The organism is Micrococcus sp. HMSC067E09 (assembly GCF_001812555.1).
Classification (GTDB): Bacteria; Actinomycetota; Actinomycetes; order Actinomycetales; family Micrococcaceae; genus Micrococcus; species Micrococcus lylae.
Window position 1 is genome coordinate 48055 of sequence record NZ_KV809408.1, and the last position, 24676, is coordinate 72730.

Annotated in this window: 22 protein-coding genes; 13 read left to right on the forward strand and 9 right to left on the reverse strand. The window is 71.0% G+C overall.

The features are described 5' to 3' along the window. The first annotated feature begins 193 nt into the window (after positions 1–193). From HMPREF2863_RS00710 to HMPREF2863_RS00735, 6 genes are all read left to right on the forward strand, one after another. Positions 194–2170: a primary-amine oxidase gene (locus HMPREF2863_RS00710; protein ID WP_070637229.1), complete on the forward strand. Its 1977-nt coding sequence runs from the start codon at positions 194–196 to the stop codon at positions 2168–2170. Next, complete coding sequence (locus HMPREF2863_RS00715; protein WP_070637231.1) at positions 2155–2580, forward strand: hypothetical protein; 426 nt, start codon at positions 2155–2157, stop codon at positions 2578–2580. The genes HMPREF2863_RS00710 and HMPREF2863_RS00715 overlap by 16 nt, the downstream gene beginning before the upstream one ends. A gap of 345 nt (positions 2581–2925) precedes the next feature. Next, the gene (locus HMPREF2863_RS00720) at positions 2926–4152 is read left to right on the forward strand and encodes a thiolase family protein (protein WP_070637233.1); all 1227 of its coding nucleotides are present in this window, start codon (positions 2926–2928) and stop codon (positions 4150–4152) included. 11 nt (positions 4153–4163) lie between these two features. Continuing rightward, the gene (locus tag HMPREF2863_RS00725) at positions 4164–5003 is read left to right on the forward strand and encodes an enoyl-CoA hydratase/isomerase family protein (protein ID WP_070637235.1); all 840 of its coding nucleotides are present in this window, start codon (positions 4164–4166) and stop codon (positions 5001–5003) included. 8 nt (positions 5004–5011) lie between these two features. Next, entirely contained in the window at positions 5012–5881 is an 870-nt protein-coding gene (locus HMPREF2863_RS00730) for a 3-hydroxyacyl-CoA dehydrogenase family protein (protein ID WP_070637237.1), read from the forward strand. Between the two features lie 422 nt (positions 5882–6303). After that, positions 6304–7278 (forward strand): HpcH/HpaI aldolase/citrate lyase family protein, encoded by a 975-nt coding sequence (locus HMPREF2863_RS00735; RefSeq protein WP_070637239.1) that lies wholly within the window; start codon positions 6304–6306, stop codon positions 7276–7278. A 151-nt stretch (positions 7279–7429) separates the two neighbouring features. Here the strand turns inward: HMPREF2863_RS00735 and HMPREF2863_RS00740 are convergent, their stop codons facing one another. The 6 genes from HMPREF2863_RS00740 to panD all read right to left on the reverse strand — a co-directional run bounded on the left by HMPREF2863_RS00740 (position 7430) and on the right by panD (position 11692). Continuing rightward, positions 7430–7687: a hypothetical protein gene (locus tag HMPREF2863_RS00740; protein WP_070637241.1), complete on the reverse strand. Its 258-nt coding sequence runs from the start codon at positions 7685–7687 to the stop codon at positions 7430–7432. After that, positions 7677–7973: an ArsR/SmtB family transcription factor gene (locus tag HMPREF2863_RS11960; protein WP_070637243.1), complete on the reverse strand. Its 297-nt coding sequence runs from the start codon at positions 7971–7973 to the stop codon at positions 7677–7679. Before HMPREF2863_RS11960 ends, HMPREF2863_RS00740 begins: the two co-directional genes overlap by 11 nt. 235 nt (positions 7974–8208) lie before the next feature. Next, positions 8209–9060, reverse strand: coding sequence for an MBL fold metallo-hydrolase (locus HMPREF2863_RS00750; protein ID WP_141756328.1), 852 nt, complete (start codon positions 9058–9060; stop codon positions 8209–8211). A gap of 67 nt (positions 9061–9127) precedes the next feature. Continuing rightward, positions 9128–9958: an SDR family NAD(P)-dependent oxidoreductase gene (locus HMPREF2863_RS00755; protein WP_070637245.1), complete on the reverse strand. Its 831-nt coding sequence runs from the start codon at positions 9956–9958 to the stop codon at positions 9128–9130. Further along, complete coding sequence (locus HMPREF2863_RS00760) at positions 9900–11240, reverse strand: cytochrome P450 (RefSeq protein ID WP_246828791.1); 1341 nt, start codon at positions 11238–11240, stop codon at positions 9900–9902. The genes HMPREF2863_RS00755 and HMPREF2863_RS00760 overlap by 59 nt, the downstream gene beginning before the upstream one ends. 14 nt (positions 11241–11254) lie before the next feature. Next, entirely contained in the window at positions 11255–11692 is a 438-nt protein-coding gene (gene panD, locus HMPREF2863_RS00765; protein WP_070637250.1) for an aspartate 1-decarboxylase, read from the reverse strand. Positions 11693–11982: 290 nt separating this feature from the next. Here panD and paaZ point away from each other — a divergent pair, with 290 nt between their 5' ends. The 3 genes from paaZ to HMPREF2863_RS00780 all read left to right on the forward strand — a co-directional run bounded on the left by paaZ (position 11983) and on the right by HMPREF2863_RS00780 (position 16540). Beyond that, a complete protein-coding gene (paaZ, locus tag HMPREF2863_RS00770) occupies positions 11983–14097 on the forward strand; it encodes a phenylacetic acid degradation bifunctional protein PaaZ (RefSeq protein WP_067192350.1) in 2115 nt (704 codons plus the stop codon). 304 nt (positions 14098–14401) lie between these two features. Further along, entirely contained in the window at positions 14402–15349 is a 948-nt protein-coding gene (locus tag HMPREF2863_RS00775) for a hypothetical protein (RefSeq protein ID WP_070637252.1), read from the forward strand. A gap of 282 nt (positions 15350–15631) precedes the next feature. Next, a complete protein-coding gene (locus HMPREF2863_RS00780; protein WP_135103370.1) occupies positions 15632–16540 on the forward strand; it encodes a hypothetical protein in 909 nt (302 codons plus the stop codon). A 55-nt stretch (positions 16541–16595) separates the two neighbouring features. Here the strand turns inward: HMPREF2863_RS00780 and HMPREF2863_RS00785 are convergent, their stop codons facing one another. From HMPREF2863_RS00785 to paaI, 3 genes are all read right to left on the reverse strand, one after another. Further along, on the reverse strand, positions 16596–17231 hold the full coding sequence (locus HMPREF2863_RS00785) for a TetR/AcrR family transcriptional regulator (protein ID WP_067191438.1): 636 nt from the start codon (positions 17229–17231) through the stop codon (positions 16596–16598). Positions 17232–17416: 185 nt separating this feature from the next. After that, positions 17417–18766, reverse strand: a complete 1350-nt coding sequence (locus HMPREF2863_RS00790) for a phenylacetate--CoA ligase family protein (RefSeq protein WP_070637255.1) — start codon at positions 18764–18766, stop codon at positions 17417–17419. Between the two features lie 10 nt (positions 18767–18776). Beyond that, positions 18777–19196, reverse strand: coding sequence for a hydroxyphenylacetyl-CoA thioesterase PaaI (gene paaI, locus HMPREF2863_RS00795; protein WP_245232198.1), 420 nt, complete (start codon positions 19194–19196; stop codon positions 18777–18779). Positions 19197–19368: 172 nt separating this feature from the next. Here paaI and purB point away from each other — a divergent pair, with 172 nt between their 5' ends. From purB to HMPREF2863_RS00815, 4 genes are all read left to right on the forward strand, one after another. Further along, positions 19369–20808, forward strand: coding sequence for an adenylosuccinate lyase (purB, locus tag HMPREF2863_RS00800; RefSeq protein ID WP_070637256.1), 1440 nt, complete (start codon positions 19369–19371; stop codon positions 20806–20808). Positions 20809–21174: 366 nt separating this feature from the next. Then, the gene (locus HMPREF2863_RS00805; protein ID WP_070637337.1) at positions 21175–21591 is read left to right on the forward strand and encodes an acyl-CoA thioesterase; all 417 of its coding nucleotides are present in this window, start codon (positions 21175–21177) and stop codon (positions 21589–21591) included. Between the two features lie 201 nt (positions 21592–21792). Beyond that, on the forward strand, positions 21793–23010 hold the full coding sequence (locus HMPREF2863_RS12445; RefSeq protein ID WP_083315125.1) for a trimeric intracellular cation channel family protein: 1218 nt from the start codon (positions 21793–21795) through the stop codon (positions 23008–23010). Between the two features lie 23 nt (positions 23011–23033). Beyond that, positions 23034–24629 (forward strand): DUF1846 domain-containing protein, encoded by a 1596-nt coding sequence (locus tag HMPREF2863_RS00815; protein ID WP_083315126.1) that lies wholly within the window; start codon positions 23034–23036, stop codon positions 24627–24629. The last annotated feature ends 47 nt before the right edge of the window (positions 24630–24676 follow it).

Here is a 24676-nt window from a genome sequence, read left to right on the forward strand (position 1 = left end):
GACGAGCGGACGAGCGGACGAGCGGACGAGGTGACGCTACCGCCGTCGCGATTGATCGTGCGCGCACCGACACCTGCGTGACGCGCAGGACTGCGCGCAAGTCCTATGACGCGGATCACAGACGAGCCTAGCCTCTCCGTACGGAGAAGAATCCGACCACCGACGGCCCCCTGGGCCGGGAGACGAGGAGCACATGAGCACCGAGACCGCCACCACCGCGGGCGACTTCAGGCAGCAGACCCCCGAGGAGATCGAGGCCGTGATGGCCGTGCTCCGCCGGGAGGGCCTGTTCACGGACACCCACCGCATCGCCTACCTGGGCCTGCTGGACCCACCGCGCGGTGCACAGCGCGTGGAGGTCTCACACGACCGCCGTTTCCGCGTGTTCATCCTGGACTCCACCGGCGGCACCCCGCGGGACGCGGTGGTCTCCGCCGCCCGCGGCGAGCTCCTCTCGAACCGCGAGCTCGACTCGTCCGTGGACGGAGAGTTCCCGGTGATGGAGGAGGAGTTCGAGGTCGTGGAGGCGATCCTCGCTGAGGACCCGCAGTGGCTCGAGGCGATCGCCAAGCGGGACATCCCGATCGACGAGGTCCGTGTGGCCCCGCTGTCCGCGGGCGTGTTCGAGTACGACGACGAGGTGGGCCACCGCATCCTCCGCGGGCTGGCCTTCCACCAGCAGCATGAGACGGACTCGGCCTGGGCCCATCCCATCGACGGACTGGTGGCCTACGTGGACGTCACCGCGAAGAAGGTCACCCAGGTCCTGGACTTCGGTCCGGTCCCGGTGCCGGCCGAGCACGGCAACTACACAGACCCGGAGATGGTCGGCGAGGTCCGCACCTCCCAGAAGCCTATCGAGATCACCCAGCCCGAGGGCCCGTCCTTCACCGTGGCCGACGGCAACCACGTGGAGTGGGAGCGCTGGAGCCTGGACGTCGGCTTCGACATGCGTGAGGGCCTGGTGCTGCAGAACATCGCGTTCGACGACCCGCACACCGGCCGCCGCCGCACCATCCTGGACCGCGCCGCGATCGCCGAGATGGTGGTCCCCTACGGCGACCCCTCCCCGGTGCGGTCATGGCAGAACTACTTCGACACCGGCGAGTACCTGGTGGGCCAGTGGGCCAACTCGTTGGAGCTGGGCTGCGACTGCCTCGGCGACATCACCTACCTGTCCCCCTGGGTGGTCAACAACGCCGGCGAGCCCCGTCAGATCAAGAACGGCATCTGCATGCACGAGGAGGACTGGTCCATCCTGTCCAAGCACACGGACCTGTGGTCCGGGGTGGCCTACACGCGCCGCAACCGCCGCCTGGTGATCTCCTTCTTCACCACGGTGGGCAACTACGACTACGGCTTCTACTGGTACCTCTATCTGGACGGCAACATCGAATTCGAGGCCAAGGCCACCGGCGTGGTCTTCACCTCGGCGGTCCCGGACGGGCCCACGGACTACGCCTCCGAGATGGCCCCGGGCCTCGGCGCCCCCTTCCACCAGCACCTGTTCGGCGCCCGCCTGGACTTCGCCCTCGACGGCGGCGCCTGCCGCGTGGTGGAGGAGGACGGCGTCCGCCTGCCGATCTCCGAGGAGAACCCGCGCGGCAACGCCTTCACCCGCAAGCACACCGTGCTGGCGACCGAGCAACAGGCCATCCGCGAGACCGACCAGTCCGTGGGCCGCACCTGGATCGTGGAGTCCACCGAGTCCACCAACCGGCTCGGACGCCCGGTGGGCTACAAGCTGCACCCGGAGGGCCTGCCCACCCTGCTGGCCGCCGAGGGCTCCTCCATCCACAAGCGCGCGACCTTCGCATCCAAGGCGCTGTGGGTCTCCCAGTACCACGAGGACGAGCGCTACCCCACCGGCGACTTCCCGAACCAGCACGCCGGCGGTGCCGGCCTGCCGGAGTGGACCGCCGCGGACCGCAGCGTGGACGGGGAAGACCTGGTGGTCTGGCACTCCTTCGGCCTCACGCACTTCCCGCGCGTGGAGGACTGGCCGATCATGCCCGTGGACGTCACCGGCTTCAAGCTCCGCCCCGAGGGCTTCTTCGACCGCTCCCCCGTGCTGGATGTGCCCGCCCCCAGGAAGGGCCAGTGCTCCACCGACGCCGGCGGTGGCGTCGACACGGCGAAGGACAGCGACGAGGGATGCTGCAGCGCCTGAGCCTGTGGGACAGGGCCGCCGGGGCACTGGCCCTGGCGGCCCTGCCGTTGCACGTCTGGATGCTCGTGGCGCACGCGCACGGACTGCTGCTCGGCGCCGCGATCGGCGCGATGGTGCTCGCCTGCACCGTCTGCGGCGTGCATGTGCTGCGCGGGACCTCCGGATGCCGGGCCCTCCAGCAGCTGCAGGCCATGGCCGTGCTGGTGGTCCTGGCACACGCGGTCATGACCGCCGGCCTGCCCGGGGTGGGCCTTGGGGGAGGCGGGCATGACCACGCAGGGCGAGGGGACGTCGTCGGGAATGCACTGGCTGCGGACGGGGCGATGCTGATGATCATGGGGGTGGAGCTGGCCGTGGCGATGTGTGCGGGGCTGGCGCTGTCGCGGAGGCGGCGGCTCGGGCTCGGCTGAGGCGGGCCTGCGGAGCCCGACCGCATAATCGACGAAAAGTCACCAGATCGCGGAGAATCTCCTCGATCCCGTGACGAACCGTCGATCCCGCCGCCCCCGATGACGGCCGCTCGCCTTCGTCTGTCCGCTCGCCTCCGTCCGTCCGCCCACCCGCCCACACGTGGGCTCGCAGGGCCCGCCCGACCCGTTGCGGCTTCTCTCTGCCCGGACACATGTTGACCGCCCTCACATGCCCCGCGGATACTGGATATGAACCTGAACGCCCGGTCGGTAATTCTCAGAGTTGCCGGGCGCTGTGCCGCGCACCGGGACCGCGCCCGCCACGCACGCCAAGGAGGCCCACGCATGTCCACTCTCGCCACCCCATCCCAGGCCCTGCTCGTCGGCGGCCGTCGCACCCCGGTCGGCCGCTACGGCGGCGCGCTGTCCTCCGTCCGCCCGGACGACCTGGCGGCGCTGACCATCAAGGCCGTGGTCGAGGACGCGGGGATCGACCCGGCGGACGTGGACGAGGTCATCTTCGGCAACGCCAACGGGGCCGGAGAGGAGAACCGCAACGTGGCCCGGATGGCCTGGCTGCTGGCCGGCTTCCCGGACACCGTCCCGGGCATCTCCGTGAACCGTCTGTGCGCCTCGGGCATGTCCGCCGTCGCGATGGCCACCGCCTTGGTCCGTGCCGGCATGGCCGACGTGGTCGTGGCCGGCGGCGTCGAGTCCATGTCCCGAGCCCCGTGGGTGCAGGCCAAGCCGACCACCGCGTTCGCCAAGCCCGGAGAGCAGTTCGACACCGCCATCGGCTGGCGCTTCGTGAACCCGCGCTTCGCCTCCGGCGAGTTCGGAGACAAGTTCGTCTTCTCCATGCCGCAGACCGCGGAGGAGGTCGCCGAGACCGAGGGCATCACCCGCGAGGACGCCGACGCCTTCGCCGTCCGGTCCCAGGAGCGCGCCCTCGCCGCGATCGAGGCCGGCCGCTTCAAGGACGAGATCGTCCCCGTCACCGTCAAGGGCCGCAAGGGCGCCGAGACGATCGTGGACACGGACGAGGGCCCCCGCCCGGGCACCACCATGGAGGTCCTGGCCACGCTGCGTCCGATCATCAAGGAGAACGGCGTGGTGACCGCCGGCAACTCCTCCTCGCTCAACGACGGCGCCTCCGCCATCCTCGTGGTGTCCGAGCGCGCCGCTGAGAAGTACAACCTCGAGCCCCGCGCCCGGGTGGTGGACTCCACCGCCGCCGGCGTGGCCCCGCACATCATGGGCCTGGGCCCGGTGCCGGCCACCCGGAAGGCCCTGGAGCGCTCCGGCTGGTCCCTGGACGAGATCGGCGCGGTGGAGCTGAACGAGGCGTTCGCCTCCCAGTCCCTGGGCTGCGTGCGCGGCCTCGGCCTGGACGAGTCCATCGTCAACAACGACGGCGGCGCGATCGCCCTCGGCCACCCGCTGGGCTCCTCGGGCTCCCGCATCATCGTGACCCTGCTGAACCGCATGGACCGCGAAGGCGTGGACAAGGGCCTGGCCACCATGTGCGTGGGCGTCGGCCAGGGCGCGGCGACCCTGATCGAGAAGCTCTGAGGACCGCACAGATGACCGAGCAGACCCAGACGATCGACGACGGCGCCTTCCCCGGCCTCGCCGACGTCGCCACCGGCTTCACCGCCCTCCGCCTCGAGGCGTCCGCAGAGCGCCCGGACCGCGTCGTCGCGGCCATGGACCGGCCGGAGGTCCTGAACGCGATCGACCAGACGATGATCGACGAGTTCCACGCCCTCAGCGGCTGGCTCGAGCGCAACCCGCGCATCCTGATCATCACCGGCACCCAGGTGGAGGACCGCAAGCGCGGCGGCATGAAAGGCATCTTCGCCTCCGGCGCGGACATCGCGCAGCTGCGCGAGCGCCGCCGGGACGACGCCCTGCGCGGGGTGAACTCGCAGCTCTTCGACCGCCTGCACAGCCTGCCGCTGCCGGTGATCGCCGCGATCGACGGCTTCTGCCTCGGCGGCGGCGCCGAGCTCGCCTGGGCCGCGGACTTCCGCATCGCCACCGAGCACGTGAAGATCGGCCAACCGGAGGCCGGCCTGGGCATCACCGCCGCCGCCGGTGCGCAGTGGCGCCTGAAGGAGCTCGTGGGCGAGCCGATCGCCCTGGAGATCCTCTGGGCCGGCCGCATCCTGGACGCCCAGCAGGCCCTGGACCTGCACCTGGTCACCGAGCTGCACTCCCCGGAGGCACTGATGGACGGGGCCCACGCCCTGGCCGACCGGATCGGCAAGAACGACCCGCTGGCCGTGCGCGTGTCCAAGCGCGTGTTCCACATGCCGCGTGCGGCGCACCCGCACGTGGACGAGCTGGCGCAGGCCATCCTGTTCGAGTCCGAGGCGAAGTTCGACCGCATGCAGGCCTTCCTGGACCGCAAGAAGAAGTGAGGATCTCCATGACTGACACCCCCCACGGCTCCGTCCCCTCCGTCGTCGGCGTACTGGGCGGCGGCCGCATGGGCGCCGGCATCGCCCACGCCTTCCTGACCTCCGGTGCGGACGAGGTGATCGTGGTCGAGCGCGACGCGGCCTCCGCCGAGGCCGCGAAGGAGCGCATCGAGTCCGACCTGGCCAAGTCCCTGGAGCGCGGCAAGCTGGACGGCAACCTGGACGTCTGGGCCGAGCGCCTGACCATCTCCCTGGACAAGGCGGACTTCGCCCGCTGCGGCCTGGTGGTCGAAGCCGTCCCGGAGATCATGGACCTGAAGATCGAGTCCCTCACCGAGGTGGAGAAGCACCTGGGCGCCGACGCCTGGCTGGCCACCAACACCTCCTCCCTGTCCGTGGACGAGCTGGCCGACCACCTGCAGCGCCCCGAGCGCTTCTGCGGCCTGCACTACTTCAACCCGGTCCCGGCCTCGAAGCTGGTCGAGGTCGTCGTGGGCGCGAAGACCGGCGAGGAGCTCAAGGCCCTGTCCACCGAGTGGGTCAAGGGCCTGGGCAAGACCCCGGTCGTGGTCAAGGACGCCCCGGGCTTCGCCTCCTCCCGCCTGGGCGTGGCGATCGCCCTCGAGGCCATCCGGATGGTCGAGGAGGGCGTGGCCTCCCCCGAGGACATCGACAACGCCATGGTCCTGGGCTACAAGTTCCCGGTCGGCCCGCTGGCCCTGACGGACATCGTGGGCCTGGACGTGCGCCTGGGCATCGCCGAGTATCTCGAGTCCCAGCTCGGCGAGCGCTTCGCTCCCCCGCAGCTGATGCGGGACATGGTCGCCCGCGGCGAGCTGGGCCGGAAGTCCGGCAAGGGCTTCTACGACTACTCCTGACCCGCTCTGCCCCGCCCCTTTCGCTTTCGCTCGCGAAATGGGAGGCGGCCAGGCCGACGACGGCCCCTCCCCTGTCGTTTTCGCTAGCGAAACGGGAGGAATCCAGGGCAACGACGACGGCCCCTCGCCTTCACGGTGAGGGGCCGCGTCGCGTCGTGGGCCGCGTCGTGTCGTGGACCGCCTCTGACCTCGGACCGGTTCCTCCCACGATGCGGACACCCCATCACGTGATGCCCCGCGCCCACTACGGTGTGGGACAGCGGCCACCACCCTCGGCCGCAACCGCCGCCCATCCCGGCACCCTCCGGCGGACCCACCTGCGTCCGCTGCGACCGCCTGCTGCGTGCCCACCGGACCCGCACGGCCGTCGCCGAACCCACATACCCGTGCGCGCCCGCGCACCCTGTCCCGGAGGAACTCCCATGACCACTCCCCTGTCCTCGATCGCCCCCTTCACCGCCGGCACCGGCACCTTCTCCCCCGCACCCGGCCAGCGCATCGACCCCATGCTCGCCCGCTCCTGGCTGCTGGTGAACGCCGCCCAGCCCGAGCGCTTCGCCCCCGCCGAAGACTCGGCCGCGGACATCGTCGTCCTGGACATCGAGGACGCCGTGGCCCCGAAGGACAAGGCCGCCGCCCTGCAGAACACCGTGGACTGGCTGACGTCCGGGCACACCGCCTGGGTGCGCCTGAACGGCTACGGCACCCCGTGGTGGGAGCAGGACATGGCCGCTCTCGCCGCCACTCTGCCGACGGCGCTCGGCGGCACCGTGGCCTCCGGTGGCCTGGCCGGCGTCGTCCTGGCGATGGTGGAGTCCACGGACCACGTGAACGAGACCGCCGCCCGGCTGCCCGGCATTCCGGTGGTGGCCCTGGTGGAGACCGCCCGCGGCCTGCAGCGCGTGAACTCGATCGCCGCCGCCCGCGGCACGTTCCGCCTGGCCTTCGGCATCGGCGACTTCCGCCGTGACACCGGCCTGGGCGACTCTCCGATGGCCCTGGCCTATACCCGCTCCCAGTTCACGATCGCCGCGAAGGCCACCGGCCTGCCCGGCCCCATCGACGGGCCGACGGTCGGGTCCACCGGCGTGAAGCTGGCCGAGGCCACGGCCGTCACCGCCGAATTCGGCATGACCGGCAAGATCTGCCTCGCCCCGGAGCAGTGCGCCGCTGTGAACGAGGGCTTGAGCCCCTCCCAGGAGGAGCTGGCCTGGGCGCATGGATTCCTCACGGACTTCGAGGCGGACGGCGGCGAGATCCGCAACGGCTCGGACCTGCCGCGCAAGGCCCGCGCGGAGAAGATCCTGTCCCTGGCCGAGGCCTACGGTGTGACGTCGACCCGCTACCCGGACCAGGACAACTCGCTCGCCGCCCCGTCGGACACCTACCACTACTGACCGGCTCGCCTGCCGGCCGGCCCCCGCCTGACGCCCCTGACGCCCCTGACGCCCCTGACGTTTTCGCTCGCGAAACGGGAGGCGGCCGGGGCAACGACGACGGCCCCTCGCCTTCCCGGTGAGGGGCCGTCGCGTGCGCTGCGGCGCCGGTTCAGGCGGCGTGGTCGCAGGTGGCGCAGGTGCAGTCCTCGCACTCGCAGGTGGCGCAGTGGCACTCACCCTCGCCGCAGCGGGTGCAGGTGCAGGTGTCGCACTCGTCCACATGGTCGTTGTGGATGTGGTGCAGGTGGCCGTCGTGCTTGTAGTCCACGTGGTCGCCGTGCTGGACGGCCTCGTGGCCGCAGTCCGGGCCGTGGGTGTGGTCTGCGTGGTCGGTGTGGACGGCGTGCTTGGTGTGATCAGTTGCCATGGGGAGCCTCCTCGGCGGCGTGGTGGACGGCGTCGCGCAGGATGTGGGCGACGTGCTCGTCGGTCAGGTGGTAGGTGCGGGACTTCCCGTCCAGCTCGGAGCGCACCAGCCCGCTCATGCGCAGCACCCGCAGGTGCTGGGACATCAGCGTGTGGGTCACTCCGACGTGATCGGCCAGCTCACCGACGCTGCACGGCTGCTCGTCTACGCGCAGCAACGCTGCCACGCGCACGGGTGAGGCGAGCACCTTGAACAGGTCTGCGGTTCGCTGGACGTCGTCGGTCATGGCTTCACCATACCTGCAAATATCTTCATATGACAACCGAAGCTTCCCGTGGCAGCGCCCCCGCCGTTTTCGCTCGCGACAGGGGACTGAAGCAGGACACTTTCGCTCGCGAAATCGGAGGCCCGTTCCCCTCCCGGCCCGAAATTGGAGGCCCACCTCGCCGTCCGACCCCGAACGGCGCAGCCGAGCCCAGCGCCCGCCTCCCATTTCGCGAGCGAAAACGCCACATGGGGAATCAGCCGGCAGCCCGGGCCGCCAGCTCCTCGCCCTGGGCGCGCACGAACGCCGCGTCCACCGGGGCTCCGTGGCCCGGGACGTAGAGCGCGTCCTCGCCCCCGAACTCCACCAGCTTCCCGACGACGGCCGCCCACCCGGGCACGTCCGCCTCACCTCCGGCCTGCGGCGGGCCCGACTCCTCCACCAGGTCCCCGGCGAAGACCACCGGGCGCCGCCCGGCCGCTCCCTCCACAGCACGACCGCCCGCGCCCGGCACACCGGTTCGCCCCGGATGCGCCGTGCCGTCGGCCTCCACCCTCGCCACGAGGTCGCTCGGCGTGTGCGCATGGCCGAGCCAGGCGACCTGCACCGTCACCCCGCCGAGGTCCAGCGTCCACGGGTCCTCGGCGGTGCACTGGGCGGACTCGAGGCGCAGGTCCGGCATCGGAACGTCCGCCAGCCCGAGCTGCCGCTGCACCCGCTCGTTCTCCCCGTCCTCCTCCGCACCATGCCGACGACCGAACCAGGCGTGCGCCGCCGCGATGAGCCGCTCCCCCGCCTCTGCGCGGACGCCGGACAGGCCGAACCAGTGGTCGTAGTGGTCGTGGGTGAGCAGCGCCCAGCGCACGGGCACCGGATGCCGCGCCGCATCCTCGGTCTCGCGCACCGCCGCCCGGTAGAGCGCGGCGCCCTGCTCCGGGTGGGTGCCGACGTCCACGAGCAGTGCGGCGGCATCGCCCACCACGAGCCCCACGTTCACGTCGCAGGGCTGACAGCGCGCCACCAGGACGCGCTCGGCCACGGGCTCGAAGGGCCCGTTGCTCCAGCGGTCGACCTGCACCGTCATCGCGTCCTCCCCTGCGTCGTTCACCGGCGAACTCTCCGCCCGCCGAAAGCCGACCGCCCCGGTCCCTCGCGGGGCCGGGGCGGTGCGTGTCTCAGCTCTTGATGAGCGAGGCCATCTTCTTGGCGATCAGGTCCGTCGCCCGCTGCGGGGCGATGCGGGCCATCTTGTCCAGCATGGTGGCGTCCTTGCCGATCGTCACGCGGAAGCGGCCCTTCTCCACGGCCTGGTCCACGATGATCTTCGCGGCCTCGTCCGCCGGCAGCGGCTTGAGCTTGGAGGACTCGGCCTCCTTCTTGGCCTCCTCCTCGGACTTGGCGCCACCGGGCGAGGAGACGCCGGAGTTGCCCGTGATGTTCGTGGCGATCGCGCCGGGGAACACGATGGTGGTGGCCACGGAGGTCTCGCGCAGCTCGGCGTAGATGCCCTCGGTCAGCAGCTTCACGGCGGCCTTGGAGGCGCCGTAGACGGTCTGGCCGGGCACAGGCGGGAAGCCGCCCATGGAGGACACGTTCACCAGGGACGCCTCCGGGCGGGCGGTCAGGTGCGGGATGAACGCCTTGTTCAGGAAGACGGTGCCCCAGAAGTTCACGTCCATGACCTTGCGCATCTCGTCCAGGTCCAACTCCTTGAAGAGGACGAACTTCTGGATGATGCCGGCGACGTTGAGCAGGCCGTCCACGTGGCCGTGCTGGGCGGCCACCTGCATGGGCAGCAGCTCGACGGCCTCCTGGTCCGCGATGTTCAGCTCGTGCTGGGTGAAGCGGTCCCCGGCGTTCGCCAGGGCCGCGGTCTCGGCGAGGGACTCAGAGCGCAGGTCCACGCCGGCCACGGAGGCGCCGCGGCGCAGCAGCTCGAGCGCCACCTCACGTCCGATGCCGTTTCCTGCGCCGGTGACGACGAAGACCTTGTCCTTGGTCTGCACGGTGGGTGCCCTCCTTGAGGGGTCGGGATGGGCCGGGGCGCGTGCGGCGCGCCCGGCACCTCCAGCCTAGGCGGGCACCCCTTTGGCGGAGCACGAGTCCACGCACGGCGTATCCGGCGATCAGGTCCTCCCACTCGATCCGCGGCTCCCCCACGAGCTCCACGTCCCGGCGCAGCAGCCGCTCGAGCAGCACCTCGGTCTCGATCATCGCGATGGTGTTGCCCGGGCAGCGGTGGGGCCCGTCCCCGAAGCTCATCACCTCGGCCCGCACGCCTGAAGGCATGGTGCGCTCCGGGCACAGCCGCTTCCCGTCGTCGCCGATCGCCGGGTCCGCGTTCGCGCCCCGGATGTAGAGGTCGAGGCGGTCGCCGGCCGGGATCGTCACCTCGCCTTCTTCCGTCATCAGGCGGACGTCGACGACGGCCCGGCGCAGCAGGTGCCCGACCACCGGTTCCAGCCGGAGCAGCTCGTGGAGGATCCGCCGCCGCCCGGCCGAGTCGGCCCCGAGGAACCGGGTCCGCAGGTCCTCGTCCGTGAGCAGGTGCCAGGCGCAGACCTGCAGGCACTCGCGGGTGGTGACCATGCCGGCCGCGGCGTAGGTCACGCACTCCATGACGATCTCCAGCTCGGAGTAGCCCTCTGCGATCAGATGGGAGAGCACATCCTCCCGCGCCTCGCCGCGGCGGGCCTTCAGCGCAGGCCGGACGTCCTTGAGGTGGAAGCGCAGCAGCTCCAGCGAGCCGGGCAGCGCCGCGGGCAGGGACAGCAGGCGGCGCCAGCCGGAGGCGCCGGGCTCGAGGACGGCGGCGGGCTGGTCGAAGAACCCGACGAGCCGCCGGGCCATCGCCTCCTGGTCCGAGTCGGTCAGGCCGATCACCTGGGCGGCCACCTGCGCGGAGAAGTGCAGGGTCAGCTCGGACATGTCCACGGCCTCGCCGGCGTCCAGGCGGGCGAGGAAGGCGTCCGCGCGGGCCTCGATGAGCTCCCGGTACCGGGTGTCCACCACCGTGGGCGCGAAGTAGCGGGCCACCTTGGTGCGCTGGGCGCGGTGTTCGTCCCCGTCGGCCCACAGCACGGGCCAGCGCGTGAGCGGCATGCTCTGGCGGACCGCCTCGGAGCCGAAGCCGGACTGGTGGACCTCGCCGCTGCGGCGCAGGATTTCGCGGACCAGGGCCAGGGACCGGACGTGCCACGTCGCGCGGCCCTGCTCGTCCACGGTGCGCTCGAGCGCGGGGGCGTCGGCCTCCCCGGGGCGGTCGGTGATGCGGTCGGACCCCGTCACCGGGCAGCCGACGGTCACAGCTCCGCCTGGGCCTCGCCGAAGCTCCGGGACTGCGGCGGGCGGGAGGTGCCGTCCACGATCGCGTCGGCGGGGTCGTGGCCGAGCTCGACGATCCGGTTGTCCCCGTCCACGTGCACCACGGTGGGGGTGAAGGTGCGGGCCTCCTCCTCGTCCATCTGCCCGTAGGCGATGAGGATGACGGTGTCACCCGGCTGGATCAGGCGGGCGGCGGCGCCGTTGATGCCGATCACTCCCGAGCCGCGCTCGCCCGGGATGGTGTAGGTCTCCAGACGGGCGCCGTTGGTGACGTCCACGATGGACACGAGCTCGCCGGGCAGGATGCCCGCCGCGTCCAGCAGGTCCTGGTCAACGGTCACCGAGCCGACGTAGTGCAGGTCGGCCTGGGTCACCGTGGCCCGGTGGATCTTGGCGTGGAACATGGTGCGCAGCATGGGTGAGGCCTCGCAGAGGTGGGCGGCAGGGAGAAGGTGGGGGGCCGTCGTCGGGAAGGACCCCGTGCTCCAGCATAGGTGCGCCGGCGAGCGCACCCCAGACCCGCCGCCGGACGATCAGCCCCCTCCCCCTCCCCTGGCGCGAGCTTCTGCGGTAGCGTGGAGGAAAATACCGACCGATCGGTCGGGCACGCGTGCGCACGCCCCGGACCGCAACGCCGGTGGCCCCCGCCGGCAGGCCCGGAGCGCGCCGCACGCATGATCACCGCCGCCCTCACGAAGGAGTCAGTGTGACCACCACCGCCGAGCAGGCCCCCGCCGTCCTTTCCAGCTACGTCTGCGGACAGTGGTGGGCGCCGGAGAACCCGTCGAAGAAGACCGCCGTCCTGGACGCCAACACCGGCGAGCACCTGGTGGACGTGTCCACTGAGGGCCTGGACACCGCCAAGGCCATCGAGTACGCCCGCACGGTGGGCCAGCAGAACCTCGGTGAGCTGACCATCCACGAGCGCGCGCTCAAGCTCAAGGAGCTCGCGATCTACCTGAACTCCCGCATCCAGGAGCTGTACGAGATCTCCTTCGCCACCGGCGCCACCCAGCGCGACCACGCCTTCGACGTGGACGGCGGCGTGGGCACCCTGTTCACCTTCTCCGGCAAGGGCCGCCGCGAGCTGCCGAACTCGAACGTGATCATCGACGGCAACGTGGAGCCGCTGTCCCGGGACGGCTCGTTCATCGGCGAGCACATCTACCAGCGCATCCCGGGCGTGGCCGTGCAGATCAACGCCTTCAACTTCCCGGTGTGGGGCATGCTGGAGAAGTTCGCCCCGTCCTTCGTGGCCGGCGTGCCGACCGTCGTGAAGCCGGCGACCCCGACCGCCTACGTCACCGAGGCCTGCGTGCGCCTGATGGTCGAGTCCGGCGTGCTGCCGGAGGGGTCGATCCAGCTGATCTCCGGCTCCGCCCGCGACCTGCTGGACCACCTGGACTACCGCGACCACGTGGCCTTCACCGGCTCCGCCGCCACCGCCACCACGCTGAAGAAGCACCCGAACGTGCAGGAGGGCGGGGTCCGCTTCACCGCGGAGACCGACTCCCTGAACGCCGCGATCCTCGGCCCGGACGCCGCCCCGGGCACCCCGGAGTTCGAGGCGTTCGTGAAGATCGTGTTCCAGGAGATGACCGTCAAGGCCGGCCAGAAGTGCACCGCCGTGCGCCGCGTGATCGCCCCGCAGGCGCACGTGGACGCCGTGGTGGAGGCCCTCTCCGAGCGCCTGTCCTCCAAGGTGGTGCTGGGCGACCCGCGCACCGAGGGCACCACCATGGGTGCCCTGGCCTCCAAGGAGCAGCAGGCCGAGGTCCGCAAGGCCGTGCAGCGCCTGGTGGACGCCGGCGCGGAGGTCCGCCTCGGCGGCCCGGACGGGGACACCGGATCGGCCGACGCCGAGGCCGGCGCGTTCTTCGCCCCCACCATCCTGTCCTTCGACGACGCCCGCACCCCTGAGGTCCACTCGGTGGAGGCCTTCGGCCCGGTCACCTCGGTGATCGGCTACACGGACGTCGCCGAGGCCGTGGAGCTGGCCGCCCTGGGCTCCGGCTCGCTGGTCGCCTCCGTGGCCACCAACGACGGCGAGACCGCCCGAGAGTTCGCCGCCGGCATCGGCGCACACCACGGCCGCGTGCACTTCCTGAACCGGCAGACCGCCAAGACCACCACCGGCCACGGCGCCCCCGTCCCGGTGCTGGTCCACGGCGGCCCGGGCCGCGCCGGCGGCGGCGAGGAGCTCGGCGGCGTGCGCGCCGTGAAGCACTACATGCAGCGCACCGCCATCCAGGGCTCCCCGGACCTGCTCACCGCCGTCACCGGCGTGTGGCACCAGGGCGCAGCGGCGGACACCGTCACCCGCGAGGACGTGGAGTCGGGCGCCAAGAAGCACCCGTTCTACAAGTCCCTCGCGGAGCTGAAGGTCGGCGACCAGTTCGCCTCGGGCCTGCGCAAGGTGACCCTGGAGGACATCACCGAGTTCGCCGAGAAGACCGGGGACAAGTTCTACGCGCACACGGACGAGGAGGCCGCCATGGCCAACCCGTTCTTCCCGCGCCGGGTGGCACACGGCTACCTGCTGGTCTCCTGGGCCGCGGGCCTGTTCGTGGCCCCGGATCCGGGCCCGGTGCTCGCCAACTACGGCCTGGAGAACCTGCGGTTCATCACTCCGGTCACCTATGACGACTCCATCCGCGTCACCCTGACCGCCAAGCGCATCACCCCGCGCGTCACCGACGAGTACGGGGAGGTCGCCTGGGACTGCCAGATCCACAACCAGGACGACGAGCTCTGCGCCCAGTACGACGTGCTCACGCTCGTCACCAAGACGTGGCCCATGAAGGAGCAGCCGGAGGCCTGATCCCCTCCGCCGGGCCGGACTGACGTCCACCCCTTCCCGACGACGGCCTCTCGCCCTGCGCTGAACTGCTCCCTGTCTCCTGGAACTGGATATCCAGTCCAAGAAACGGGGACCAGTTCAGCAGGGCGAGGGGCCGTTCGCTGTGGTCGCCGACGGGGGCCCGCCGCCCAGGAGGTCGGGACGAGCTTTCGGCGGGCTGGCCTGGGCGTTGTGACGTTGCCGTGCCCTGACGCGGAGATCGTTGTGAGGACGAGACCGCCGGATCCCTGGTCCCGTTGCCGCGGCTGTGGCAACGTCCCGGCACATGGATACGAACGCCAAGGACACCACGAAGCGCACTCACACCACCCCGGCCCTGGCCGGCACCGCACTCGTGCTGACCGCGGCCCTGGCCCTGGCCGGCTGCGGCGGGAATCCCGCCGAGGCCGAGAGCACGCCCACGACGACGACAGCCGCGGCCAGCACGCAGTCCGCGGAGGCCTCGGACGAGGCGACCGACGAGGCCTCGGACGGGGCAACTGACGAAGCCGCGGACGAGGCGGGCGACGAAGCCACGGATGAGGCCTCGAGCGGCTCGGACTCGCCCGCTTCGTCGAGCGAGGACGCCGGCACTGCCTCCGAGGCCGGCGGCACCACCGCCGTCCCGCCGGTCCAGGAGGAGCTGGACGCCATGGTGGCGGTGGTGGAGGAGCACCTCGGCCCGCACGCGGACGCCCTCACCCGTACCCCCGAGGAGATGACCGCCTCCGCCGAGGAGCGCATCGCACAGGAGGAGGAGAAGGTCGGCGGCGACTTCTCCGAAGAGTGCGTTGCGCAGCTGGTCGCACGCGACAGCGTGCACCTGGATGCGGACATCGCACACACCCAGGTGAACGGGGCACCGCAGGACATGGACACCGCGCAGAGCTGGTATGTGAACCGGGAGGACACGGACTCCCCGCAGAGCGCGATCGCCTTCCGGGACGCCGCCGTCACCCAGGTGGAACTCCCGGCCTGCGCGGACGAGGAGAAGTTCCTGAAGCCGGAGGTGGAGCGCACGGAGCAGCAGCCGTGGGGCGAGGGCACCGTGGAGCACATGGTGCACGGGAACCTGGACGACGGCGGCCTGCGCACCGTGCAGACCCTCGCCGTGGAGGGCCCCCGCGTCTACGAGATCAGCCACCCCGCCCTGGGCGCGGACCAGGCCGAGGAGGTGAAGCAGCGCAACGAGGCCCTGCTGGAGGACCTCCGCGCCGACGCGAAGGACGGCTGAGGCCTGGCGGGCTGGGAAGGCCGAGGCCTGGCGGGCTCGGGCGGCTGAGGCCCGCCGAGCTCGGAGGGCTGAGGCCCTGGCCGCCCAGGAGGGACGGCGCTCTGGCCGCCCGGGACCGCCGATCGCCCACCTGCCCCGGGCCGCGGGCCGTAGGCCCCGGCGGTGGACCGTGGGCCGTGGACCCGGCCGTGGGCGGTGGGCCGTGGCCGCGGACGGAACCGTTGCCGAACCGGTATCGTTCCGCCGCGGCTTCGGTGAGTGTGATCTGGCACACTCATCTCCATGAGGACTCGTCGCCGCCACGCCACACCCCTCGCCGGCTCTGCCCTGATGCTGGCCGCCGCCCTGACGCTCACCGCCTGCCAGCAGGCGGACCAGGACGCCAGTGCCTCGGCGAACCCTTCGGACACCGACCCGGCGGCCTCGCCGTCAGAGGGCGCGGCCTCCGGCGGCGACGGTACGGGAGGCTCGGAGGGCTCCGGTGACGAGAACGGCCCGGGCGACGCCGAGATCTCGGCCTCGGCTGTGCCGGACCACCTCCTGCCACCGGACGGAGACAAGACCCGCGCCATGACGAGGGCCCTGGAGAAGACCATGGGCCGCCCCGTGGCCTCCGTGAAGGGAGGCACCGTCGCCGACCATCAGCGGGACAGCGAACAGTCCCTCGAGATTCTCCAGAACCCGAACGCGAACCCCATGGTCTCCGAGCAGTGCCGAGAGGACGTCGTGGCCCGGGCCGAGGTCTACGCCGCCGCCACGGCACAGACCACCCGCTTCTCCGGAGAGTCACCCGCCGCCGGCGGAGACGGGGACACCGTGAGCGCCCCGTACCTGGTGGAGGTGGACACGTTCGAGGGAACCGCCGGCGCCGCAGACTACGTGGAGGCCATGCTCACGGTCGCCGACAACCAGGAGTGCGTTGGCGAGCCGGTGGTCGCCACCGCGGTGGTCGCCACCGCCGGTTCGGGCCACGAGGAGCACGAGTGGGGCGAGGGCACCCGCTACACCTTCGCCACGGACCGCGGCGACGGCCAGGGGGTCTACGTGGGCACCGTCGCAGTCGACGGCAACCGCGTCATCTCCATCACGGACAGCACCGCACCGGACGAGGATCCGTCCGCTGTCCTCGAGCGGCACGCGGAGGCCGTGGACGCCCTCGCCGACGTCATCGGAGAGCCGCTGCGGGACTGAGCCGCCCCGCCTCGGGACTGAGCCGCCTCGCCTCGGACGGTCGCCGGGTGGTGCGTCAGCCGCGCACTCCCCTGAGGACCACGCCGGTGACGGAGTGGACCATGTCCTGAACGGTGTGTGGGCCGTCCGGGCGGAACCAGTCGACGATCGAGTTGATCATGCCCAGGGTGAGGCGGGCGAGGTTGCGCGGGGTGACGTCGTCCCGGACGGTCCCCTCTGCCTGGCCGGCCTCCAGCAGGGCGCCCAGGCGCCGGGTGATGGTGCGGCGGCGCTCCATGGCGCGCAGCTCCACGTCCGAGTTGCCGCGCAGCCGCAGCAGGAGCGTCACCTGCGGCATGTGGTCCGCCAGAGCCTGCAGGGTGCCGCGGACGGCGGCCTCCACCCGCTCACCGGCCGAGCCCCCACCGGCCTCGACGGCATCGAACGCCGCCTCGAGAGCACCGAGTGCGTCATCGAGGGCCTGCTCGAGGATGGCCTCCTTCGAGTCCACGTGGTGGTAGATCGCGGACTTCGAGATGCCCAGGTGCTTGGCCAGCATGCCCATGGACGTTGCGTCATAGCCGTGGCGGATGAACACGTCCACACACACGGCCATCAGGGTCTGCCGGTCATAGCCGGGACGGCCGCGGCGCGCAGGCCCGCCCGACCCTGCCGAGGCCGCCCGAGGCCCGCCGCCGGGCTCGCCCGGCATGGGCCGGGAGACGACCGGGCGCACCCCGGTGAGAGGCTCGCCGAGGCGGGTGCCGTCGTCGTGGGATGCGGCGGTCTGCGGGCTCACGGTGTCCTCCTGTGGGGCTGGAAGACCCACTCTAGGCGGAAGTCGGCCGGTGGGCGGACCGTCGCAGACGGCGGCACCGGGGGTCGGCCGGGCAGGCGTCAGTCGTTGCGGCGGTCGTACACGCGGCGCAGCTTGCCGGAGGAGCGGACGAGGGTGTCCGGCTCGACCACGTTGATGGTGCAGGACGAGCCGATCTTCGTCTTGATCTCCTTCTGCAGCACGCGGGCACCGCTCTCCGCGTCCTGCCTGGAGAACTCCGGACGGCGCTCGATGTTCACGGCCATCTCGTCCATGCGGTTCGGTCGCGTGATCTCGAGGGTGAAGTGCGGGGAGAGGGCCGGGATCTGGAGGGCCAGCTCCTCGATCTGGGAGGGGAACAGGTTCACGCCGCGCAGGATGATCATGTCGTCCGAGCGGCCGGTGATGCGGCCCATGCGGCGGTGACCCGGCAGGGCGGTGCCCGGCAGCAGGCGGGTGAGGTCGTGGGTGCGGTACCGGATGATCGGCAGCGCCTCCTTGGTCAGGGAGGTGAACACGAGCTCGCCGGGGTGACCGGTCTCCAGGACCTCGTCCGTGAACGGGTCGATGATCTCCGGACGGAAGTGGTCCTCGTAGATGTGGGAGCCGTCCTTGGACTCGGCGGACTCGCCGGCCACGCCGGGGCCCATGACCTCGGACAGGCCGTAGATGTCCAGCGCGTCGAGGCCGAAGGTCTGCTCGATCTCGCGGCGCATCTCCTCGGTCCACGGCTCGGCGCCGAGCACCGCGGTCTTCAGGGAGGTCTCACGCGGGTCCAGGCCCATCTTGCGGAAGCCGTCGGCGATGGTCAGCAGGTAGGTGGGGGTGGAGAGGATCGCGGACGGCTCGAAGTCCTTGATCAGCTGCACCTGCTTCTCGGTCTGGCCACCGGACATCGGGATCACGGCGGCGCCGCAGCGCTCGACACCGTAGTGGGCGCCCAGGCCGCCGGTGAACAGGCCGTAGCCGTAGGCGTTGTGCACGCGGTCGCCCGGCTTCACGCCGGCGTTGCGGAGCACTCGGGCCACCAGGCTCGCCCAGGTGGCGATGTCGTTGTCCGTGTAGCCGACCACGGTGGGCTGGCCGGTGGTGCCGGAGGAGGCGTGGATGCGGCGCAGCTCCGGACCCTTCGCGGCGAACGCCTTGAACGGGTAGCTCTTCCGCAGGAACTCCTTGTCCGTGTAGGGGAACTTGGCGAGGTCGGCCAGCTCCTTGAAGTCAGACGGGTGCACACCGTGGGCGTCGAAGTGCTCCTTGTAGGCCTTCACGTTCTCGTAGGCGTGGTGCAGGGTCCAGCGGAGGCGCTCGAACTGGATCGCCTCGATCTGGTCCCGGCTCATCGTCTCCTCCGGGTCACGCCGGCCGCGCTCGGCCGGGTTCGCCGGGACCGGCGCCGGGGTGTACGGGTTGGGGATGGATGCCTCGATCATGGGTCTCTCCTCAGCGGGCGGCGGGGTTCGGGATGGTGCGGGAGCGGCCGCGGAAGACGGCGACGACCGCGCCGTCCTCCGTGGTCACCGTGATGTCGTAGACGCCGGAGCGGCCGGCGCGGGAGACCAGCCTCCCTTCGGCGATGAGGCTCTGCCCGGCCGTCGTGGGGGCCAGGAAGTTCACGTCCACGCCGGAGGCGACGGTGATGGTGGAGCCGTCCGCGTCAGGGTCGTTGCAGGTCAGGGCGAAGCAGGAGTCCGCGAAGGCGAAGATCATGCCGCCGTGGGTGATGCCGAAGCCGTTGACCATCTCGTCGCGGACGGTCATGCGGACCACGGCATGATCCTTCTCGGCGGTCTCCACCGTCAGGCCCATCCAGGCGCTGGCGGCGTCACCCTCGAGGATGGGGTGGGCAGGCAGATCGGTCACGATGCTCCTCGCTTGCGGTCAGGGATGTGGGGCCGCACGACGGCGCGCGCAGGGCGCGTTCGCAATTACTGAACGATCATTAGGTAACTCCAGCGGAGTGAGTCACGTCAAGCCCTGACGTGGCATCGGTCACTGATCGTGGTCGTGTGACGTGGGATGGAAGAATGACCCCATGAGCACCCAGCCCTCCGCCTCCCTGTCCGCTGACCGCCGCCCGCTGGGCCCCTCCGGCATCGCCCTCGGTGCGCTCGACGGCCGCTACCGCGCCGCGGTGGAGCCCCTCGTCGAGCACCTCTCCGAGGCAGCCCTGAACCGCAACCGCATCCACGTGGAGGTGGAGTGGTTCATCCACCTGTGCGAGAAGTCCGTGCTGCCGGGCCTGGCCCCGCTCGCCGAGGAACAGAAGGCCGGCCTGCGCGCCATCGTCACGGACTTCGGCCCGGAGGAGGTCACCGAGCTCGCGGAGATCGAGAAGGTCACCGTGCATGACGTGAAGGCCGTGGAGTACTTCATCGGCCGCCGCCTGGAGGCCCTCGGCCTGGGCGACAAGACCGCGCTGGTGCACTTCGCCTGCACCTCCGAGGACATCAACAACCTCGCCTACGCCGTCGGCGTGCGCGACGCGGTGGAGCAGGTCTGGCTGCCGTCCGCCCGCACCGCCGTCGAGGCGATCTCGGCCATGGCCGCCACCGCCGCGGACATCTCCATGCTGTCCCGCACCCACGGCCAGCCGGCCACCCCCACCACCCTGGGCAAGGAGATGGCGGTGTTCGTCCACCGCCTCGGCCGCCAGGTGAAGCGTGTGGCCGCCCAGGAGTACCTGGGCAAGATCAACGGCGCCACCGGCACCTACGCCGCACACCTGGCCGCCGCCCCGGAAGCGGACTGGCAGGAGGTCGCCCGGACCTTCGTGGAGCACCTGGGCCTGACCTGGAACCCGCTGACCACCCAGATCGAGTCCCATGACTGGCAGGCCGAGCTGTACGCGGACATCGCCCGCTTCAACCGGATCCTCCACGGCTTCTGCGTGGACGTGTGGTCCTACATCTCCATCGGCTACTTCGCGCAGGTCCCGGTCGCCGGGGCCACCGGCTCCTCCACCATGCCCCACAAGGTGAACCCCATCCGCTTCGAGAACGCCGAGGCCAACCTCGAGCTCTCCTGCGCGCTGCTGGACTCGCTGGGTGCCACGCTCGTGGAGTCCCGCTGGCAGCGCGACCTCACCGACTCCACCTCGCAGCGCAACATCGGTGTGGCGTTGGGTCACTCGGTGCTGGCCCTGTCCAACGTCACCAAGGGCATGGGCCAGCTGAAGGTCGCCGAGCCGGTGCTCGCCGAGGACCTGGACACCAACTGGGAGGTGCTCGGCGAGGCCGTCCAGACCGTGATGCGCGCCGAGGCACTGGGCGGTGCCGACGGTCTGGACAACCCTTATGAGCGCCTCAAGGAGCTCACCCGCGGGCACCGTGTGGACGGGGCGCGCATGCGCGAGTTCGTGAAGGGCCTCGGCCTGCCCGAGGGCGCCGAGCAGCGCCTGCTCGAGCTGAGCCCGGCGACCTACGTGGGCATCGCCGCGGACCTGGCGAAGGAGCACGGCCCGGCGCGCGGCTGAGCCTGCGGCTCGTGTGGCCGGGTCGGCTGAATGGCCGGGGGCTGAGTGGCCGGGGGCTGAGTGGCCGGTGGCTGATAATCGATGGTTTGTCACGGAACCGCAGAGATTCTCTGCGATCCGGTGACAAACCGTCGATCCCGCCAAGCGCCAGCTCCGCGGCCACCGCTCCACCTCCGCCGCACCACCCTTGCCGGCTCGCGCATCGGACCCCGCCGCGGGAGGCCTCAGCCCACAGGCCGGAGTACCGTCCGGTCGGTCGACCCGCAGAGCTACTCTGGTCCCATGAACGCCGAGAACGACGCCGCCGCTTCCGCCTCCGACGCCGCCGCTTCCGCCACGGCAGCCTCCACCACCACGGACGAGGACATGATCTTCCGCACCCGCAAATGGGTGAAGCCGGAGGACCTCAACGCGAACGGCACGCTGTTCGGCGGGTCGCTGCTGCGCTGGATCGACGAGGAGTCGGCGATCTACGCGATCATCCAGATGGGGAATCCGCGTTCGGTGACCAAGTTGATCTCGGAGATCAACTTCGTGTCCTCGGCCCGGCAGGGAGACATGATCGAGATGGGCCTACGCGCGGTGAAGTTCGGCCGCACCTCACTGACCATGCGCGCGAAGGTCCGCAACACCATCACCGGCGAGGTCATCCTGACCATCGACAAGATCGTGTTCGTCTCGCTGGACGAGAACGGCAACCCGCAGCCCCACGGCTACACGGACATCACCTTCAAGCGCGACCGCATCCCCACCTCCATGTCGGTCGCCAAGCCCCGCACCTGATCCCCGCGTCCCGACGACGGCTCCTCCCCGAACGCCCGAGCCTCACTTAGACCTGCCCTGCGCTTCACCTGCACCTCGCCCGCGCTGCGCCCTGCGCGCGCTTCACGGGACAATGGCCGGTGAGTGCCGGACCGAACACGGACCGGACACGGACCGGACACAATGGCCGGTGGACCCCGAACCCGACGGAAGGAGCAGCCCGTGGACGTGCAGCAGTTCTTCGACGCCCTCACCGATGCCCCGTGGCTGCTCACGACCCTGGACCTGATCGGGATCTTCTTCTTCGCCACCTCGGGGGCGCTGCTGGCCTCGCGCAAGCAGTTCGACCTGGTGGGCTCGCTCGCGCTGTCCCTGCTGGCCGGCCTGGGCGGCGGCTTCACACGGGACATCCTCTTGGACCGCGGCCTGCCGGCCTCCCTGGACAATCCGATCTACCTGGCTCCGCCGGTGCTGGTGTCCCTGCTGGTCTATGTGAAGGCGATCGCCCCGCATCGGCTGAACCTGACCATCACCCTGTTCGACGCCGGCGGCCTCGCCCTGTTCACGGTCACCGGCGCCATGGTCGCCCTGGAGACCGGTGCGAATCCGGTGGCCTGCGTGGTCATCGCGACCGTCACGGCGCTCGGCGGCGGCATGCTCCGGGACATCGTGGCCAATGAGGTCCCCTCGCTGTTCGACCCGCGCGGCATCTATGCGATGCCGACGGTCGTGGGCGCGATCGTGGCCGTCACCGTGGGCCTGCAGGGCGCCTTGAACGCGGTGACCGGCTTTCTCATCGCGGCACTGATCTTCACCATCCGCATGCTCGGCTACCGCTACCAGTGGAGGCTGCCCGGTGCGGACATCTCCATGGACCGGGACTCCATCGACCGGCTGCGGGCCGCCGCCGTGCAGGCGCAGCAGGCGGCCCGCCACCGCATGCGCATCGGCCGCCGCGTCTACGGGCCGATGCCGCAGGCGCAGGCGCAGGAGGTCGCCGAGCGTGAGGCCGCTGCCGCTCCGGCCCCCGACGGCTTCCACTACGACGCCGTGGAGGACGTCTACACCCGGGACATCCCGATCGTCCCGCCGGCCGGCCGGGACCCCCGCCAGGGGGCCCGTCCGACCGCGCACGACGCGCCCCGGCAGGAGGTCCACGCGGACTCGCATCTGGTGGGCGAGGACGGCTGGGACGGCTGGGGCTCGGACGTGGAGCTCTCGGTCACCTCGGACGACTACGCCTCCCGCGTGCACGTGGAGGACTACGACCCGCAGACGGAGAGCATCACGGTGCTCGACCGCGCATCCGGCCGGGTCGCCCGCCTGGACGCCGCCACGGGCATCATGGACGTCACCGATCCGCGCACCGGCTGGACCCGCTCCTATGACGCCCCCGAGGACGACTGGGTCAAGCGCGACGCGGACGGCGAGAACCGCTGAGCCGTCGGCTAGCCTGATGTCCCATGACCGGCTCGTCTGACCACGTCGTCTCCGCCCCGCACCCTGCCGGGGTTGCCCCGGCCGACACTCCGGCGAACGTTCCGCAGACCCCGCCCGAGCCGCCGGCGTACCGGCGGCTCGGTTTCGACCGCGAGAAGTACATCGAGCTGCAGTCGAAGCACATCCAGGCCCGCCGCGATCAGATCGGCGGAAAGCTGTACCTGGAGATGGGCGGCAAGCTCTTCGACGACCTGCACGCCTCCCGCGTGTTGCCCGGCTTCACCCCGGACAACAAGATCGCGATGCTCGAGAAGCTCAAGGACGAGACGGAGATCCTGGTCTGCTTCAACGCGAAGGACCTGGAGCGGAACAAGGTCCGCGCGGATCTGGGCATCACCTATGAGGATGACGTGCTCCGCCTCGTGGACGTCTTCCGTGAGCGCGGCTTCCTGGTGGAGCACGTGGTGGTCACCCAGCTGGAGGAGTCGAACCACCGGGCCATCGCGTTCCTGGAGCGCCTCGAGCGCCTGGGCATGAAGGTGGCCCGCCACCGCATCATCCCGGGCTACCCGCAGGACACCCGCCGGATCGTGTCCGAGGACGGCTTCGGCCGGAACGAGTACTCGGAGACCTCGCGTGACCTCGTCGTCGTGACGGCCCCGGGGCCCGGCTCGGGCAAGCTGGCCACGTGCCTGTCCCAGGTGTTCCACGACCATGCCCGCGGCATCCGGTCCGGCTACGCGAAGTTCGAGACGTTCCCCATCTGGAACCTGCCGCTGGAGCACCCGGTGAACGTGGCCTATGAGGCCGCCACCGCGGACCTGGACGACATCAACCTGCTGGACCCGTTCCACCTGGCCGCCTACGGCGAGCAGGTCACCTCCTACAACCGGGACGTCGAGGTGTTCCCGCTGCTGGCCGCCCTGCTGGAGAAGCTCACCGGCGCCAGCCCGTACAAGTCCCCCACGGACATGGGCGTGAACATGGCTGGCCACGCGATCGTGGACGGCGCCGCCTGCCGTGCCGCATCCGAGCAGGAGGTCATCCGCCGTTACTACAAGGCGGTGGTGGCCGAGGCGATCGCCGGGGACGACGACGAGGTCTCCGAGCGCATCGCCCTGGTGATGTCCCGCCTGGGCCTGTCCTCCGCGGACCGTCCCGTGGTGGACGCCGCCCTGGCCGTCCAGGCACGCACGGGCGAGCCCGGCTCGGCCCTGCAGCTGGCTGACGGCACGCTCATCACCGGCAAGACCTCGCCGCTGCTCGGATGCTCGGCGGCCATGGTGCTGAACGCGCTGAAGCACCTGGCAGGCATCGAGGACGAGGCCACGCTCCTGTCCCCCGCGGCCATCGAACCGATCACCGAGGTGAAGGTCCGGCACCTGGGGTCCTCGAACCCGCGCCTGCACACGGACGAGGTGCTCATCGCCCTGTCCGTCTCCGCCGCCACGGACGAGCGGGCCCGCCGTGCGCTGGACCGGCTGGGCGAGCTGAACGGCTGCGACGTCCACACCACCACGATCCTCGGCAGCGTGGACGAGGGCATCTTCCGTTCCCTGGGCATGCTGGTCACCTCGGAGCCGGTGTTCCAGAAGAAGGGCCTGTACCGGAAGCGGTGAGCGGCGAGGGGTGGCTACCCCGGGCCCGTGACGGCGCTGACGCGCCT